15 protein-coding genes and 1 tRNA gene are annotated in these 16278 nt (G+C 72.5%); 1 reads left to right on the top strand and 15 read right to left on the bottom strand.

Annotation, left to right across the window (positions count from 1 at the left end; all coding sequences use genetic code 11):
* Positions 1–6 precede the first annotated feature (6 nt).
* From pth to HMPREF0063_RS09500, 6 genes are all read right to left on the bottom strand, one after another.
* Positions 7–573, bottom strand: a complete 567-nt coding sequence (gene pth / locus HMPREF0063_RS09475) for an aminoacyl-tRNA hydrolase (RefSeq protein WP_007078441.1) — start codon at positions 571–573, stop codon at positions 7–9.
* Positions 570–1238 (bottom strand): 50S ribosomal protein L25/general stress protein Ctc, encoded by a 669-nt coding sequence (locus HMPREF0063_RS09480; RefSeq protein ID WP_156794083.1) that lies wholly within the window; start codon positions 1236–1238, stop codon positions 570–572. Before HMPREF0063_RS09480 ends, pth begins: the two co-directional genes overlap by 4 nt.
* Before the next feature lie 198 nt (positions 1239–1436).
* Complete coding sequence (locus HMPREF0063_RS09485; RefSeq protein ID WP_050761019.1) at positions 1437–2375, bottom strand: ribose-phosphate diphosphokinase; 939 nt, start codon at positions 2373–2375, stop codon at positions 1437–1439.
* Positions 2376–2412: 37 nt separating this feature from the next.
* Positions 2413–3846 carry a bifunctional UDP-N-acetylglucosamine diphosphorylase/glucosamine-1-phosphate N-acetyltransferase GlmU gene (gene glmU / locus HMPREF0063_RS09490; RefSeq protein ID WP_007078445.1) on the bottom strand — a complete coding sequence of 478 codons (1434 nt, stop codon included), beginning with the start codon at positions 3844–3846 and terminating at the stop codon, positions 2413–2415.
* A gap of 33 nt (positions 3847–3879) precedes the next feature.
* Positions 3880–3958, bottom strand: a tRNA-Gln gene (locus HMPREF0063_RS09495).
* A 54-nt stretch (positions 3959–4012) separates the two neighbouring features.
* Positions 4013–5365, bottom strand: a complete 1353-nt coding sequence (locus tag HMPREF0063_RS09500) for an amidase family protein (protein ID WP_007078446.1) — start codon at positions 5363–5365, stop codon at positions 4013–4015.
* A gap of 67 nt (positions 5366–5432) precedes the next feature.
* Between HMPREF0063_RS09500 and HMPREF0063_RS09505 the strand changes: the two genes are divergently transcribed.
* Complete coding sequence (locus tag HMPREF0063_RS09505; protein ID WP_007078447.1) at positions 5433–5942, top strand: MarR family winged helix-turn-helix transcriptional regulator; 510 nt, start codon at positions 5433–5435, stop codon at positions 5940–5942.
* Positions 5943–5949: 7 nt separating this feature from the next.
* Here the strand turns inward: HMPREF0063_RS09505 and HMPREF0063_RS09510 are convergent, their stop codons facing one another.
* The 9 genes from HMPREF0063_RS09510 to HMPREF0063_RS09550 all read right to left on the bottom strand — a co-directional run bounded on the left by HMPREF0063_RS09510 (position 5950) and on the right by HMPREF0063_RS09550 (position 16278).
* The gene (locus HMPREF0063_RS09510; RefSeq protein WP_007078448.1) at positions 5950–7758 is read right to left on the bottom strand and encodes an ABC-F family ATP-binding cassette domain-containing protein; all 1809 of its coding nucleotides are present in this window, start codon (positions 7756–7758) and stop codon (positions 5950–5952) included.
* Complete coding sequence (locus HMPREF0063_RS09515; protein WP_007078449.1) at positions 7755–8678, bottom strand: 4-(cytidine 5'-diphospho)-2-C-methyl-D-erythritol kinase; 924 nt, start codon at positions 8676–8678, stop codon at positions 7755–7757. Before HMPREF0063_RS09515 ends, HMPREF0063_RS09510 begins: the two co-directional genes overlap by 4 nt.
* 37 nt (positions 8679–8715) lie before the next feature.
* Positions 8716–9933 carry an amidase family protein gene (locus HMPREF0063_RS09520; protein WP_007078450.1) on the bottom strand — a complete coding sequence of 406 codons (1218 nt, stop codon included), beginning with the start codon at positions 9931–9933 and terminating at the stop codon, positions 8716–8718.
* A gap of 11 nt (positions 9934–9944) precedes the next feature.
* Positions 9945–10826: a 16S rRNA (adenine(1518)-N(6)/adenine(1519)-N(6))-dimethyltransferase RsmA gene (gene rsmA / locus HMPREF0063_RS09525; protein ID WP_245527701.1), complete on the bottom strand. Its 882-nt coding sequence runs from the start codon at positions 10824–10826 to the stop codon at positions 9945–9947.
* 11 nt (positions 10827–10837) lie between these two features.
* On the bottom strand, positions 10838–12034 hold the full coding sequence (locus HMPREF0063_RS09530; protein WP_007078452.1) for a resuscitation-promoting factor: 1197 nt from the start codon (positions 12032–12034) through the stop codon (positions 10838–10840).
* Between the two features lie 108 nt (positions 12035–12142).
* Complete coding sequence (locus tag HMPREF0063_RS09535) at positions 12143–13018, bottom strand: TatD family hydrolase (protein WP_007078453.1); 876 nt, start codon at positions 13016–13018, stop codon at positions 12143–12145.
* A 140-nt stretch (positions 13019–13158) separates the two neighbouring features.
* A complete protein-coding gene (metG, locus tag HMPREF0063_RS09540) occupies positions 13159–14748 on the bottom strand; it encodes a methionine--tRNA ligase (RefSeq protein WP_007078454.1) in 1590 nt (529 codons plus the stop codon).
* Positions 14749–14795: 47 nt separating this feature from the next.
* Positions 14796–15785 carry an adenylate/guanylate cyclase domain-containing protein gene (locus tag HMPREF0063_RS09545; protein WP_007078455.1) on the bottom strand — a complete coding sequence of 330 codons (990 nt, stop codon included), beginning with the start codon at positions 15783–15785 and terminating at the stop codon, positions 14796–14798.
* On the bottom strand, positions 15772–16278 hold the full coding sequence (locus HMPREF0063_RS09550; RefSeq protein ID WP_007078456.1) for a PH domain-containing protein: 507 nt from the start codon (positions 16276–16278) through the stop codon (positions 15772–15774). Before HMPREF0063_RS09550 ends, HMPREF0063_RS09545 begins: the two co-directional genes overlap by 14 nt.

Below are 16278 nucleotides of genomic sequence, written 5' to 3' on the forward strand. Positions count from 1 at the left end.
GTCGGCCTAGCGGTTGAAGGCGCTCTGCGTGGCCTCGAGGCCACGGGTCAGCAGGGACTCGACGGCGTCGGCGGCCTCGACCACGTTCAGGTCGAGCTCCTTGCGCTCGGCGGCCGACCAGGGCTTGAGCACGTAGTCATGGACGGTCTGCTGACCGGGGGGCCGGCCGATGCCGACCCTGACCCGGTGGAAGTCACCGGTGCCGAGCGATCCGCGGATCGACTTCAGCCCGTTGTGACCGTTGTCGCCACCGCCGAGCTTCAGACGCAGCTGCCCGAAGTCGATGTCGAGCTCGTCGTGCACCACCACGAGGTGCTCCGGCTCGACGTCGAAGAACGTCGCCATGGCCTTGACCGGTCCACCGCTCTCGTTCATGTAGGAACGGCTGCGGCCCAGGACGACCCGCTCCCCGGCGAGCCGGCCCTCGACCACCTCGGCGCGGCTGGCCCGGTGCGACTTCCACCGGCCGCCGACCCGCTCGGCGAGAACGTCGGTGACGAGGTACCCGACGTTGTGCCGGGTGGCGGCGTACGCCGGGCCCGGGTTGCCGAGCCCGGCGATCAGCCAGGTCACTCCGACTCGGCCGACCCGTCCTCGTCGCCAGCGGCGTCGGAGGAGTCGCCGGCCTCGGACTCGGGAGCGTCGTGCTCGATGCCGACCTCGGCCTCGGCCTCGGCCAGCTCGGCCTCGACCTCGGCGGTGGACGGAGCGTTGACGATGTTGATCATCAGCTGGTCCTCGTCGCCGGCGATGGTCGAGCCCTTCGGCAGCACCAGGTCCTTGGCCAGGATCTGCTCCCCGGCGGCCAGACCCTCGATCGAGACCTCGATCTCGTTCGGGATGTGCGTGGCCTCGGCCTCGATCGACACGGTGGAGTTCTCCGTGACGACCAGGGTGTCGGGGCCGGCCTGACCGACGAGGGTCAGCGGGATGTCGACGGTGACCTTCTCGCCCTTCTTGACGATCAGCAGGTCGGCGTGCTCGATGAAGCCCTTCAGCGGGTCACGCTGGACCTGCTTGGGGATCACCAGGTGCGAGCCGGAGTCGAGGTCGATGCTCAGCAGCGCGTTGGAGTTCTTCAGCGCGAGCATCAGGTCGTGGCCCGGCAGGGTCACGTGCACGGGGTCGGAGCCGTGGCCGTACAGCACGGCGGGCACCTGGTCGGCGCGACGGATGCGGCGGGCGGCCCCCTTGCCGAACTCGGTGCGGGTCTGGGCGGCGATCTTGATCTCGGCCACGGGGGCTCTCCTCGGCATGGTGCGAACGGTGGTTCGGTGTGCAGGACTGTGGGACAGCCCGGGCGGTGCTCGACACACGACACGCAGGGGCCCGTCGGTGGAGCACCCTGTCGATGACGGTGATCGCTCACCCTCGCCAGGCAACCCGGCGACTCTACCGCAGGAGGTCCGGCCGACAGAAATCGGTCGGAGGCGGCGTCAGTCCTTGAACAGGCTCGTGACCGAGCCGTCCTCGAACACCGCCGCGATCGCCTGGGCGAAGAGCGGGGCGATCGACAGGACGGTCAGGTTGTCGAAGTGCTGGGCGTCGGCCAACGGCAGGGTGTTCGTGATGATCACCTCGGTGGCGACGGAGTTCTTCAGCCGGTCGACCGCCGGGCCCGAGAACACCGCATGGGTGGCCGCCACGACCACCTCGGCCGCCCCCTCGGCCATCAGGGCCTCGGCGGCCTGCACGATGGTGCCGCCGGTGTCGATGAGGTCGTCGACCAGGATGCAGGTGCGGTCCTTGACCTCGCCCACGACCCGGTTGGCCTTGCTCTCGTTCGGCCGGTTGACGTCGCGGGTCTTGTGGATGAACGCCAACGGCGCGCCGCCGAGGGCGTTGGCCCACGACTCGGCGACCTTGATGCGGCCCGCGTCCGGCGAGACGACGGCGAGCGGCCGGTCCCCGTAGGTGCTGCGCACGTGGCGCGTGAGGATGGGCATCGCCAGCAGGTGGTCGACGGGGCCGTCGAAGAATCCCTGGATCTGGGCGGTGTGCAGGTCGACGGTCATCAGCCGGTCGGCCCCGGCGGACAGGAACAGGTCGGCCATCAGCCGGGCCGAGATGGGCTCACGCCCGAGGTGCTTCTTGTCCTGACGGGCGTAGCCGTAGAACGGCAGCACGACGGTGATCCGCTTGGCCGAGGCGCGCTTCAGCGCGTCGATCATGATGAGCTGCTCCATGATCGCGTCGTTGATCGGCGCGGCATGGCTCTGGATGACGAAGGCGTCGCAGCCGCGCACCGACTCGTCGAACCGCACGTAGATCTCGCCGTTGGCGAAGTCGTAGGCCGTGGTGGGCACGAGGTCGACCTCGAGCAGCTCGGCCACCTCCTGGGCCAGGACCGGGTGCGCGCGCCCCGAGAACAGCATCAGGTTCTTGGTGGGGGTGCGGTTGCTGGACGACGGCCTACTCACCGGTGGACTCCTGTGCTCGACGTGCTGCCTCGGCGGATGCGGAGCCGGGCCGCCTGGCCTCGACCCACCCCTCCATGGTCCTCTGCCGGTCCCCTCCGACGGCCAGCGCCCCCGGCGGGACGTCGTCGCGCACCGTGGTACCGGCTGCCGTGTAGGCGCCGTCACCGATCGAGACGGGCGCGACGAACACGTTGTCGGAGCCGGTGCGGGCGTGCCGGCCGATGCTGGTGCGGTGCTTGGCGACCCCGTCGTAGTTGGCCGTGATCGTGCCCGCCCCGATGTTGGTCCCCTCGCCGATGTCGGCGTCACCGAGGTACGACAGGTGCGGCGCCTTGGCGCCGTCGCCGAGGCGGGTGTTCTTGGTCTCGACGAACGTGCCGATCTTGGCCCCGGTACCGGTCACCGTGCCCGGACGGAGGTAGGCGAACGGTCCGACGGTGGTCCCGGCGCCGATCACGGCGTTCGACCCGTGGGTGCGGACGACCTCGGCGTCGGGGCCCACCTCGACGTCGCGCAGGGTCGTGTCGGGTCCGATCGTGGCGCCGTCCGCCACCACCGTGGCGCCGAGCAGCTGGGTCCCGGGCAGCAGGGTGACGTCCTGACCCAGCTGCACGGCCGAGTCGATCCAGGTGGTCGCCGGGTCGACGATGGTCACCCCCTCGTCCATCCAGTGCCGCGTGAGGCGGTCGTTGAGGGCGCGTCCCAGCCGCGCGAGCTGGTGGCGGTCGTTGACCCCCTCGGTCTGCCAGAGGTCCTCGAGCACGTGGGCGCCGACCGGGAGCCCGTCCTGCACCGCGCGGCCGACGATGTCGGTCAGGTAGTACTCCCCCTGGGTGTTGCCGGCGTCCAGGGAACGCACGGCGCGGTCGAGGAACCCCGCGTCGACGGCGAGGATCCCGCTGTTGACCTCGGTGATGGCGAGCTCGTCGGCGCTGGCATCGCGGTGCTCGCGGATCGCCAGCACCGACCCGTCCTCGGCCCTGACGATCCGGCCGTAGCCGGCCGGGTCGAGCGGCCGGTAGGTCAGGACCGACACGGCTCGACCGGCGTCGCGGTGCTCGCGCAGGAGCGTGCTGAGCGTGTCGCCGGTCAGCAGCGGCACGTCCCCGTAGGTGATGAGGACCGTTCCGGTCGGCACCGCACCGAGGGCGTCGAGCGCGACCTGGACGGCGTGGCCGGTGCCCCGCTGCTCCTCCTGCACGGCGTGGACCACCGACGGGTCGATCGCGCTGATCTCGGCCGACACCTGGTCGCGCTGGTGCCCGACGACGGCGACGACCGTGCCGGCACCGGTCTGCTGCACCGCCAGCAGGGCGTGCGCGATCATGCTGCGTCCGCCGATGGGGTGCAGCACCTTCGCGGTGCGCGAACGCATCCGGGTGCCCGCGCCGGCAGCGAGGACGATGGCGGTGACCTGGTCGCTCACGGTTCTCCTTGGTCGACGGACGGGGCCCCGTAGCTCCCCGGGCAGGAGTCGAACCTGCGTCGCTTGTCCTGATTCAAAGTCAGGCGGGCCCTGCCGGCAGACCAACCGGGGATCGGGATCAGGCTACCGCCCGCGGCTCGGCCGGCGGGCACGGACGGACCGACGCTCAGCCGTCGGTGCCGAGCCCCGCCTCCAGCTGGGCCGCCAGCGCCATCAGGTCGGCGTCGTCGCCACGCCGGGCGATCAGCTGCACGGCCAGCGGCAGGCCCGACCGACTCGTCCCGGCCGGCAGCGAGACCGCGGGCGTGCCCGCGTGGTTCCACTGCGCGGTGTACGGGTAGAAGGCGTTCATCGACAGCACGGTGCGGAGGGCGCCTCTGCCGTCGAAGTGACCGACCGGCAGGGCCGGACCGCTCATCACGGGCGTGAGGAAGACGTCCACGCCGGCCGTGTCGTGCACCGTGGCACCCCAGCGGTGGCCGGCCCGGCATGCCGCGTCGATCGCGCCGCGCCCGAACGGACGACCCAGCCGGGCGATCGACCTGGTGCGACGTTCGAGCAGCGCCGGGTCGTCGACCGTCCCGGCCACCTCCCGGATGCCGGCGAGGTACCGGACCGTCAGGGCCTTGGCGTCCAGCCCGTACGGGATCTCGACCTCGCGGACGTCGTGACCGGCCGCGGCGAGCGCGTCGGCCGCCCGCCGCATCGCCCCGGTCACCTCGGGGTCGAGGGGTTCGGCACGGGTCGCCGCGGAGGCACTGGTGCTGAGACCGATCCGCAGCGGCTCGGGCCCGCCTCCTGCAGCGGCCGACGTCAACGAGGTCGCGAACGTGCCGACGGCGTCGAGGTACAGGGCACTGTCGGCGACCGTGCGGGTCAGGCCGCCCTGCGTCGACAGGCCGATCCACCCCCCGGAGCTCGGGACCGTGCCGTGGGTCGGCTTGAACCCCACCAGACCGCAGCAGGCGGCCGGGATGCGGATGGACCCGGCGCCGTCCGAAGCCGTGGCGAGTCCCACCGCGCCCGCGGCCACGAGCGCGGCGGACCCGCCCGAGGAACCACCCGGCGTGTGGCCGGTGTCGTGCGGGTTGCGCGTCACCCCGGTCGCGGCCGACTCGGTGAACCCGTAGACCGCCAGCTCGGGCAGCGCGGTGGACGCCACCACGACGGCTCCGAGCTCGCGCAGTCGTGCCACCAGGTCCGCGTCCGTCGTCGCCTTGCGGTTCATGGCTCGGCTGCCGAGCCCGGTCACGTGCCCCGCCACGTCGAGGTCGTTCTTCACCGCGATCGGCACGCCCAGCAGCGGGCCGTCCTCGCCGGCCGACCGGCGCCGATCCGCCGCGGCCGCCATCGCGGTGGCCTCCTCGCCCAGCAGCTCGACGACGGCGTTGAGTCGCGACGACTCGGCGTCGATGCGTTCGACGGTGGCTCGTGCCAGCTCGGTGGCCGACACGTCCCCGGCGCGGAGACGGGCGGTCTGGGTGGTGGGGCCGGCGGCCACCAGCTCGTGCAGGTCCATGGGGGAAGGCTACGGCCGCGTCCCGCGACGAGCAGGCATTCTCGGCCCCCCGCCTACGATGGCACCCATGAACGCTGCGACGCCGGTGGGACACGACGAGGTCGACCGCCTCATCGCGGCCTGGCAGCGCGAACGCCCGGACGTCGACGTGTCGCCGATGGCGGTGCTCAGCCGCATCTCGCGCCTCGCCGTCCACCTCGACCGGGCCCGGCAGCAGGCGTTCTCCGCCCATGGCCTGGTCGGGTGGGAGTTCGACGTCCTGTCGGCCCTGCGTCGCTCCGGCGAGCCGTACCAGCTGTCGCCGGGCCAGCTGCTCGCCGAGACCCTGGTGACCAGCGGCACGATGACCAACCGGGTCGACCGGCTGGTGCAGCGGGGACTCGTGGAGCGACGGCCCGACCCCGACGACCGGCGCGGCGTGATGGTCCGCCTCACCGCCGACGGGCGGGGTGCGGTCGATGCCGCCCTGGCCGAGCTGATGCGGCACGAACGCGAGCTGTTGTCGGCGCTCGGCGCAGGGGACGTCGAGCACCTCGCCACGGCGCTCCGCTCGCTCACCGTGCCCTTCGAGTCCTGAGCGGCGTCTAGCCCAGGACCTCCAGCACCTCGAGCCACTCGTGCTCGGTTCGTTCGCGCTCGGCAGCCACCCGCTCGTGCTCGGCCGCCAGGTCGGCGAGCCGGGCGGCGTCGGTGGCGTGCTCGACCATCAGCCGCTCCAGCTCGGCCTCGCGAGCCGTGAGCTTGCCGATCTGCCGTTCCAGGCGCACCGCGTCCTTGCGCGCCTGCCGCTCCTGACCGCTGCCCGCAGGCCCACCTCCCCGCTGGGCGTGACGTTTCGGCCCCGGATCAGCCGGTTTCGGGGCCGGAACGTCACGCCCAGCGGGAGCGGGAGGGGTCTCGCGGAGCCGGAGGTACTCGTCGACTCCGCCGGGCAGGTGCCGCAACCGGCCGTCGAGCACGGCGTACTGCTGGTCGGTCACGCGTTCCAGCAGGTACCGGTCGTGCGAGACGACGAGCAGGGTGCCCGGCCACGAGTCGAGCAGGTCCTCGATGGCGACCAGCATGTCGGTGTCCATGTCGTTGGTCGGTTCGTCCAGGATCAGCACGTTCGGTTCGTCCAGCAGGATCATCAGGAGCTGCAGCCGCCGACGTTGTCCGCCCGACAGGTCGCGCACCGGCGTCGAGAGCTCTCCGGTGCCGAAGCCCAGTCGTTCGAGGAGCTGGCTGGGGGTGAGCTCCTTGCCCGCGGAGACGTACGACGCCCGCTGACGCGCCACGACGTCGCGGACCCGCTCGTCGGCGAAGGGGTCCAGCTCGGCCAAGGACTGGCTCAGCGCCGCGACCCGGACGGTCTTGCCCCGCTTGACCCGCCCCGACGACGCCTCGACGTCGCCGGTGACCAGGCCGAGCAGCGTGCTCTTGCCCGCACCGTTGACGCCGAGGATGCCGGCCCGCTCCCCCGGGGCGATCCGCCACTCGACGCGGTCGAGCACGGTGCGGTCGCCGTACCGGACCGACACGTCGAGCAGGTCGACGACGTCCTTGCCCAGGCGGGCCGTCGCGAGCTGCATCAGCTGCACCGCGTCGCGCACGGGCGGTTCACGGGCGATCAGCTCGTTGGCGGCGTCGATGCGGAACTTGGGTTTGGTGGTCCGGGCCGGCGCGCCGCGCCGCAGCCACGCCAGCTCCTTGCGCAGCACGTTCTGACGTCGGGCCTCCGATGCCGCCGACTGCCGGTCGCGCTCGACCCGCTGGAGCACGTAGGCCGCGTACCCGCCGTCGAACGGCTCCACGATCCCGTCGTGCACCTCCCAGGTCGTGCCGCAGACCTCGTCGAGGAACCACCGGTCGTGGGTGACGACCACCAGGGCACCGGTGCCGCGGGGCCAGCGACGCTTGAGGTGGTCAGCCAGCCACACGACCCCCTCCAGGTCCAGGTGGTTGGTCGGTTCGTCGAGGAACAGGACGTCGACGTCCTCGACCAGCTGCGCGGCCAGCGCGACCCGCCGCCGCTGCCCACCACTGAGGGTGCTGACCGTCGCCGACGTGTCGACGTCGCCCAGCAGCCCCGCCATGACGTCGCGGATGCGCGGGTCGCCGGCCCACTCGTGCTCGACCCGGTCCCCCACGACCAGGTCCTGGACCACGGCCTCGGGCGCCAGCAGGTCACCCTGGTCGAGGAAACCGATCCGCAGGTCCCGGCGCCACGTCACCCGACCGTCGTCGGGCGTGGTGCGGCGGGCCAGTACCCGCATCAGGGTCGTCTTGCCGTCACCGTTGCGGCCGACCACGCCGATCCGGTCGCCCTCGCCCACCCCGATGCTGACGCCGTCGAGAATCGTGCGCATCGGGTAGGCCAGGCTCAGCGCCTCGCCGCCCAGGAGCGGCGTCACGTGATCAGGCGGGCGCCGGCGACCGGTCCGCGTGCCTGCACGACGTCGGCGCACACCTGGGCGGCCGCGAGGGCGAAGGCGATGTCGAGACCCTCGGCCTCGCTGCCGGCGAGGAAGACCGTCGTCGGTCCCGAGCCGGACACGATCGCCCCGAGGGCCCCGGCGTCCCTGCCGAGGTCGAGCGTCGCCTGCAGCTCGGGCCTCAGGGACAGGGCTGCCGCCTGGAGGTCGTTGGACAGGGCGGCGCCCAGCTCGGCCGGATCGCCGGCCCGCAGGGCGCTCAGGAGGTCGTCTGGAACGCGCGGCTCCTCGACGTCCGCCCCGTCCTGGAGCCGGTCGAACTCGCCGAAGACGGCGGGCGTGGAGAGTCCGACGGCGGCGATCGCGACGACCCAGTGGTACGAGCCGCGGGAGCGGGCGAGCACCGGACTGACCAGCTCACCACGGCCCCCGCCCACCGCGTTGCCCCCGTGCAGCAGGAACGGCACGTCGCTGCCGAGCCGGGTCGCCAGCTCCTGCAGCTCGTCGCGGGACATCCCGAGGCCCCACTCGGCGTTGCAGGCCACCAGGGCGGCCGCTGCGTCAGCCGATCCTCCGGCCATGCCGCCGGCGACCGGGATCGCCTTGCGGATGGCGAGGTCGACGCCCTCCTCGACCCCCATCGTCTCGCGCAGGAGGTCGGCCGCGCGGACCGCGAGGTTGCGGTCGTCGACCGGGACCTCGTCGCTCTCGCCGGTCGACGGCGCCTCGCTGTGCACGGTGACCGTGATCCGACCGTCGTCACGCGAGGTCGCCCGGACCTCGTCGTGCAGGTCGACGGCCTGGTACACCGTGGCCAACGAGTGGTAGCCGTCGTCCCGCGCCGGGCCGACGGCCAGGGACAGGTTGATCTTGGCGGGTACCCGCACGGTCGACGTCACTCGACCAACCTAGGGGACGCCACGAACCAGGACCTGCTCAGGCGAGGGCCGCGGCGAGGTCGAGCAGGGCCAGGTCGCTGCCCGCCGGGCCGACCAGGCTCAGCCCGACCGGGACCCCGGCGGTCGTGGACAACGGGACCGAGACCGTCGGCAGTCCGCCGAGCCCGGCCAGGCACGTCAGGCGGATCGTGGCGCGACGCAGCGCCGGGAGGTGGTCGGCGTCCCGCACGAGGGGCGCGACCGTCGGAGCCGTGGGGACGACCAGCACCTGCTCGGCCAGGGCCGTGCGGATGAGGTGACGCCACTCCGCGACCTGCTCGGTCGAGCGTCTCGTCCACACGGGGTCGACCGAGGCCGCGTGACGGAACCGGGCACCGACGTCGGCACCGATCGCGTCGGCGTGCTCCTCGACCCACCGGCCGTGCACCTGCCACGCCTCGGCGGCCACCACGGTCTGGAAGGCGTGGAGCGCCGCGTCGGTCGCCAGCAACCCGGAGTCCCAGTGCTCGAGTCCGACCATCGCGGGGTCGAGCACCTCTCGCACCTGGTCGTCGGCGGCCGCGAGGATCGCCGGGTCGACCACCAGACCCGACACCGTCGCGACGTCCGCCGGCAGGAGGGTCGCCCCGACGCGCGCCAGCGACTCCACCCCGGCCGTCACCCACCCGACGGTGTCGAAGCTGGGCGAGAGGTTCGTGGCACCGGACGCGTCCACCACTCCCTGGGTCGGTCGCATGGACCACAACCCCTGGTAGGCGGCCGGGACCCGGAGGCACCCGACCGTGTCGGTGCCCAGCCCGACCTGGGCGTGACCCAGGGCGACAGCGGCCGCGGCGCCGCAGTTGGCACCACCGGCGAGCCGGTCGGGGGCCCGGGGGTTGGTCGTGGCCCCCACGTGCGGGTTGGTCCCGGTCAACGCGTTGCCGAGCTCGTCGATCTGCGCGATGCCTCGCACCGAGGCGCCGGCCGCCAGCAGCGACGCCACCACGGGCGCGTGGTCGGTCTCGGGAGCCGAGGTGGCCACCCGCACCGGATGCCCGAGTCCGCGACGCTGTCCCGCCACGGCGACCATGTCGCTCACGGCCAGTGCCATGCCGTCCAACGGTCCCCGGGCGGTCGGAGGCACGAGCGGGTCGCCGACGACGCGCCACACCCGTCGGTCGAAGCCGCCGGCCGTCGCCTCGTCGTCGACGGCGCTCTGGTCACGGGCGTGACGGCCGCCGCGAAGAGGTCGCGCACCGGTGGGGATCGACATCGTCAGCCACCCTAGTGGGACGGAGGGCCGACGTCCCCACCCCGGGCGGATCCGGGCAGATGCGCGGCGAGCCGCACGTAGTCGTGGACGTCGAGCTGCTCGCCTCGGGTGCGCGGGTCGATGCCGGCCGCCAGGAGGGCCGCCTCGGCGACGTCGGGCGATCCCGCCAGGCCGGCGAGCGCGGCGCGCAGCGTCTTGCGGCGCTGGGCGAAGGCCGCGTCGACCACCGCGAAGGTCGTGCGTCGCAGCCGCTCGTCCCCCAGCTCGGTGCCGGGTGGCCGCCGACGCCACGCGACGAGGGCGGAGTCGACGTTGGGCGCCGGCCAGAACACCTGGCGACCCACGGTGCCGGCCAGCTCGACCTGGGCGTACCAGGCGGCCTTGACGCTGGGGACGCCGTAGATCTTCGACCCCGGGGCGGCCGCCAGGCGGTGCGCCACCTCGGCCTGCACCATCACCAGCCCGGAGGTGATCGACGGGAACGCCTCGAACCAGGTCAGCAGGACCGGCACGGAGACGTTGTACGGCAGGTTCGCCACGAGGGCCGTCGGCGCGGGTCCCGGCAGCTCGGTGACGCGCATCGCGTCAGCGAGCACGACCTCGACGTCGCGACCGGGGGCCCGGTCGGCCAGGGTGGCGGGCAGGCCGCCGGCGAGGGCCGGGTCGATCTCGACCGCGACCACCCGCCGCGCGACCTCCAGGAGCGCCAGCGTCAGCGAGCCCAGCCCGGGGCCGATCTCGACGACCACGTCGGTCGGTCCGACCCCCGACACCCGCACGATGCGGCGCACCGTGTTGGCGTCGATGACGAAGTTCTGGCCCCGTTGCTTGGTGGGCCGCACCCCGACCTGCTCGGCGAGGCGACGGATGTCGGTGGCGCCGAGCAGGCGCACGGGTGCGTCGGTCAGAGCAGGCCCAGCTTCCGGGCGCAGGAGGGCCACTGGCCCCAGCCCGAGCGCGCCTGCAGGGCGCTGGCGCGCTGGATCTGCTCCTCACGGCTGGCCTCGCTGGGCAGGCCGGAGCCACCCATCGAACGCCACGTCGGCAGGCTGAACTGGACGCCGCCGTAGTAGCCGTTGCCGGTGTTGGTGGCCCAGTTGCCGCCGGACTCGCACTGCGCGAGGCGGTCCCACACGGAGTCGCCGGTCGCGAAGTTGGCCGCGGCCGGGGCACGGGTACCGACCCGCTCCACCTGCGGCGTGGGCTCCACGAGCACCTCGCGCTCGAGCACGACGCGCTCCCGCACCTCGCCGTCGGCGATCACGACGTCGACGGTCTCGACGGCGCGGCCGACGGTGCCGGGGGTCTCGACGGTGGTGTCGCCGCGCAGCAGCTCGGGGTCCTCGATCGTCTGCACCTCGAAGGGGACGTCGACCTCCTCGGTGCGCGTCTCGGTCTGGACGCGGACGACCGTCAGGACGGCGTCCGGTGCCACGAGGGTGTCGAGGCCGGGATCGACCTCGTCGGACTCGCCGAGGGTCACCCCCGCCTCGGCCAGGACCTCCGCGACCGACGGGGCGGCCGTCTGCACGGACCGGGTCTCGCCGTCGGCGACGACCTGCAGGTTCTTGGTGGTGCTGACGACGACGTCAAGGCCCTCGCGGGGGATCTCGTCGGCGTGGTCCTCCGACACGTAGTCGTCCTCGGCCGGCTCGATGCCGTGGCGGTCGAGCAGGTCGCCCACCGTGGGCTCGTAGGCGATCTCCTCGGTGGCCGAGCCGTCGACGGTGATGGTCACGGGCTTGGCGTACTCGACGACGATCTCGTCGGTCTGGTCGAGCGGCGCCGAGACGGCCACGTTGATCCGGTCGTCCTCACGGATGGCGATGTCGCGGGACTCCAGCACCTCGTCGACCGTGGTCGCGAAGGTGCGGATCTGCTCGGTCTCGCCGTCGACCGTGAGCTCGACGGAGTGCGAGAAGGTCGCGTAGGCGGCGGCTCCGCCGGCCACGACGGTCAGGATGAAGACGTTGAGGGCGATGACCCACGGGGTCTTGGCGAACCCGCCCTCGGGGGTACGGACCGCGCGGCGCAGCCGGGCGCGCATCGTCGCGGTCAGGGACTTCGGGGTGCCCTGGTGGGCGTGGTGGTGCTGACTCAAACTGTGTTCCTCGTCTGTTGGTGCGCGCAGCGAAGCGCTCGGACGGCCGCCGTGCGGCCCCAGCAGCCTAGCGAGGGACGTGGTCACGTCCAACCGTAAAGCCCGGAATCACACCGCATCCGCCCCGTGGCGGGGCCAGGGACCCCCGAAGGCACGATCGGTGTTCTCCTCCACGGCCCGGCACAGGTCCCCCAGGTCGACCGATCGTGTTTCGGCCATGTATCGCAGGGTTATCGGGACGAGGTAGGACGCGTTGGGGCGGCCGCGGTGCGGCATCGGGGTGAGGAACGGCGCGTCGGTCTCGACCAGGATCCGGTCCAGTGGTGTGCCCTTCAGCGCATCCCTCAGATCCGGGGCGTTCTTGAAGGTCACGGTGCCGGCGAAGGACAGGTAGGCGCCCCGCTCGACACAGGCGCGGGCGAAGTCCGCGTCACCGGAGAAGCAGTGCAGCACGGTCCGCTCGGGCAGGCCCTCGTCGTCGAGGACGGCGAGCACGTCGTCGTGGGCGTCGCGGTCGTGGATCACCAAGGCGCGGTCGTGACGTTTGGCGATCGCGATGTGCTCGCGGAACGAGCGGTGCTGGGCGTCACGACCCTCGACCCCGGTGCGGAAGTAGTCCAGGCCGGTCTCCCCCACGGCGCGGACCTGCGGGTGCGCCGCGAGCCGGTCGATCTCGGCCAGCGCGTCGTCCAGCTGACCGGCGGCGGACAGCGCAGGGGTCTCGTTGGGGTGCAGGGCCACGGCGGCGACCACCGCCGGGTGCGCCTCGGCGGTCGCCACGGCCCACGCCGAGCTGGGCAGGTCGCAGCCGACCTGCACGATCCGGGCGACGCCGACCGAGGCGGCCAGGTCGAGGGCGTCGGCGACGTCGATCCGGTGTCCGCCGCGGATGCGGTGGTCCAGGTGGCAGTGGTTGTCGACGACGGGGTGCGGCAACGGCTCGGGGACCGGCGGCCACGAGGCATCCGGAAGGTGCACGCTCACCCGAGGAGCCTACCCACGCGGGGCGGTGGATTCGCGACCGAATGTTCTCGTCGGTGCCGAGGCGACCGTATCCGGGCCGTTTCGGTCCGCTGGGCACCCGCCAGGGCCATTCGGTCGCGAATCCACCGCCCCGGAGGGGGTCAGTCGAGGTCGATGCGGGGGAACAGGGCGTCACTCTTGACGACCCGGGTGCCGGCCGGCAGCTGGCCCCAGCGGGCGACGTCGGCGACCCGCTGGTCGGCCAGCGGACCGATCGCGTCCCCCGCTCCCAACGAGTCCCACAGCACCGCGGTCGCCTTCGGCATGACCGGGTGCAGCAGCACCGCGAGGGCCCGCAGACCCTCGGCAAGCGTCACGAGGATCGTCGCGAGGCGCTCGGCGGCCGCCTCGTCGCCGTCGGCGGCAGCCTTGGCCACGGTCCACGGTGCCTGGTCGGTGACGTAGCCGTTCAGGTCGTCGACGACCCGCCAGACCGCCGCGACCGCGTCGTGCGGTGCCACCGCGTCGATCGCCGCCTCGGCGTCGGCCACCGCGCCTACCACCCCGTCGACGATCGTGGCCTCCGCCGCGCCGCCCGCACCGGCCGGCGGCAGGACGCCCCCGTGGTACTTGCCGATCATCGCCGCCACCCGCGAGGCCAGGTTGCCGAAGCCGTTCGCCAGCTCCGCGTGGTACCGCGCCCCGATGTCCTCCCACGAGATCGAGCCGTCGTTGCCGAACGTCAGCGCCCGGGTGAAGTAGTACCGGTACGCGTCGGAGCCGAAGGTCTGGACGATCTGGTCGGGGTGGATGCCGTTGGCCTTGCTCTTGGACATCTTCTGGCCGCCCACCAGGATCCAGCCGTGCGCGAAGACCCGGTGCGGCACGGGCAGACCCGCGGCCATCAGCATGGCGGGCCAGATGATCGCGTGGAACCGCACGATGTCCTTGCCCACGATGTGCAGGTCGGCCGGCCAGAGCCGGTCGAACCGGGCCTCGTCCTGGCCGTAGCCGACGGCCGTGACGTAGTTGAGCAGCGCCTCGATCCACACGTAGAAGATGTGGTCGTCGTCCCACGGCACGGGGATGCCCCAGTCGAACGTCGACCGCGAGATGGACAGGTCGGTCAGCCCCCGCGACACGAACGACACGACCTCGTTGCGGGCCGAGGCCGGCTGCACGAAGTCGGGATGGGCGTCGTAGAAGTCCAGCAGCCGCTGCTGGAAGTCGCTGAGCCGGAAGAAGTAGTTCGCCTCGGTGACGTGCTCCACCCGGCTGCCGTCGAGCACCGAGACCCGGTGTCCCGCGTCGTCGCCCTCGCCGTCGCGCACGTCGTCGTCGCCGACGAACTCCTCGCTGCCCACGCTGTACCAGCCCGAGAACTCCCCGCGGTAGACCGCGCCGGCCTCGTTCAGCCGTTCCCAGAACGCCTGCACACCTCGGGCGTGCCGCGGTTCGGTGGTGCGGATGAAGTCGTCGTTGGAGGCGTCGATCGTGGCGAGCATCGGCTTCCACTCGGTCTCCACGAGGCGGTCGACCCAGTCCTGCGGCGAGACCCCGGCCGCGGCCGCCTTGCGCAGCACCTTCTGACCGTGCTCGTCCACCCCGGTCAGGTAGTGGACCTGCTCGCCGCGCTGACGGTGCCAGCGCGCCAGGACGTCACCGATGGTGGTGGTGTACCCGTGGCCGATGTGGGGAGCGTCGTTGACGTAGTAGATCGGCGTCGTGACGTAGAACGTCGGGTCGGGCATGCGGCCATCCTAGTGAGCCGCCGACCCGCCTCGGCGGGCCGACCACCTCAGCGGGTCCGGAAGCCGCGACGCTGGCTGACGGTGATCGGCGAGACGTTGCCGAACCCGCGCAGGGGACGCGGCGGGAGCGCCCGCTGCTCGAACTCCTGGCCCAAGGTGGCAGCGGTGTCGTCGTCGACGAGGACGCGGTTGCTGCGGGCGACGTGCGACAGCCGGGCCGCGAGGTTCACGGGCGGACCGAACACGTCGCCGAGGCGGCTGATGACCGAGCCGGTGGCCAGACCGACCCGGATGGCGGGCAGGTCGTCCCTCGACCCCACCTGGGCGACCAGGTCGAGCGCCGTGCGGGTCGCGCCGCACGGGTCGGGACTGACGTAGAGGATCGCGTCACCCAGCGTCTTGATGACGCGGCCGCCCTGCGCCGTGATCAGGTCGGCGCACCGCTCCTCGAACCGTTCGACGAGCGCGGCCAGGTCGTTGTCGTCCAGGGAGTTCGAGAGGCTGGTGAAGCGGCTGAGGTCGGCGAAGCCGACGGTCATCTGCATCGACAGCAGCTCCTCGTCGGCCGCCCCGAGCGCCTCCAACCGCGCCGCGGCGGCGGCGAGGTGACGGCGCCACACGTGCAGCATGAGCTCCTCGAAGACCGGTGCGGCGTGCTGGGCGAGCCAGGTCGCCCGCTCCAGCCGGCTGCCGGCCCGGCCCGCGCCGACGTCGCGCTCGAGCTGGTCGATGAGGGTCGAGACCTCCCAGTCGGCCAGCTTGGCCATGGTCTGCCCCAGCGCCCGGGTCAGCCGGACGGTCGTGTCGTCCTCCAGCACGCCCTGCTCGATCCCGGCCTGCACCGACCGGATCGCCCGGACGTCGGCGTCACCGAAGGCCACCGTCTCGCCCGGGTCGGGGAAGCCGAGGGCGCGCCACAACCGCTGGGCCTGCTCGGGCCCGACGCCTCCACGCTCCGCCACCTGGGCGGTGGTGTACCTCAGCTCGTCCTGCAGCAGGAGGGCGACCAGCTCCTCGCGCAGCTCAGATCGGTTCATCGGAGGTGCGGTGGGCCCGGGCGACCAGGTCGCTCACCGACCGGTGGAACTCCTCCACCCGAGGGATGTCACGCAGCAGCAGGCCCTGCTCCTCGCTGGCGCTGCGGATGACCAGCGTGCCGCACCGCAGGATCCGGTCGTTGAGGTTCTTCTCGAACGAGACGTCGTTGATCCGGCTCAGCGGGATGACCCGTCCGGTGCGGGTCAGGATGCCCTTCTGCTCCACGATCCGCTGGGTCGTGAGCGTGTAGGTCCACAGGTACCACCGCAGGAACGGGACGAACACGAACCACAGGAACACCAGCACGGCCACGCCGATGATCGCCCAGCGGACGTACCCGTCGCCGGAGTCACCCACCTGCGCGGCGCCGAAGGCACCCAGGAAGGCGACCGCGAGCAGCAGGACGAACGGCAGGAACAGGACCTTGACGTGCGTGCGGGTCGTGGTGAGGTTCTCCTCACCCGTCATGAGCATCTTCGGGGACAGCGCCAT

This window comes from Aeromicrobium marinum DSM 15272 (genome assembly GCF_000160775.2).
Classification (GTDB): Bacteria; Actinomycetota; Actinomycetes; order Propionibacteriales; family Nocardioidaceae; genus Aeromicrobium; species Aeromicrobium marinum.

What these genes read in the sequence shown, in the direction of transcription:
- HMPREF0063_RS09485 (WP_050761019.1), bottom strand. Translation starts at nt 2,375, where the DNA reads ATGCTGTTCTCGGGGCGCGCGCACCCGGTCCTGGCCCAGGAGGTGGCC.
- HMPREF0063_RS09545 (WP_007078455.1), bottom strand. Translation starts at nt 15,785, where the DNA reads ATGAACCGATCTGAGCTGCGCGAGGAGCTGGTCGCCCTCCTGCTGCAG.
- HMPREF0063_RS09550 (WP_007078456.1), bottom strand. Translation starts at nt 16,278, where the DNA reads ATGGCGCTGTCCCCGAAGATGCTCATGACGGGTGAGGAGAACCTCACC.
- HMPREF0063_RS09505 (WP_007078447.1), top strand. Translation starts at nt 5,433, where the DNA reads ATGAACGCTGCGACGCCGGTGGGACACGACGAGGTCGACCGCCTCATC.
- HMPREF0063_RS09500 (WP_007078446.1), bottom strand. Translation starts at nt 5,365, where the DNA reads ATGGACCTGCACGAGCTGGTGGCCGCCGGCCCCACCACCCAGACCGCC.
- metG (WP_007078454.1), bottom strand. Translation starts at nt 14,748, where the DNA reads ATGCCCGACCCGACGTTCTACGTCACGACGCCGATCTACTACGTCAAC.
- HMPREF0063_RS09520 (WP_007078450.1), bottom strand. Translation starts at nt 9,933, where the DNA reads ATGTCGATCCCCACCGGTGCGCGACCTCTTCGCGGCGGCCGTCACGCC.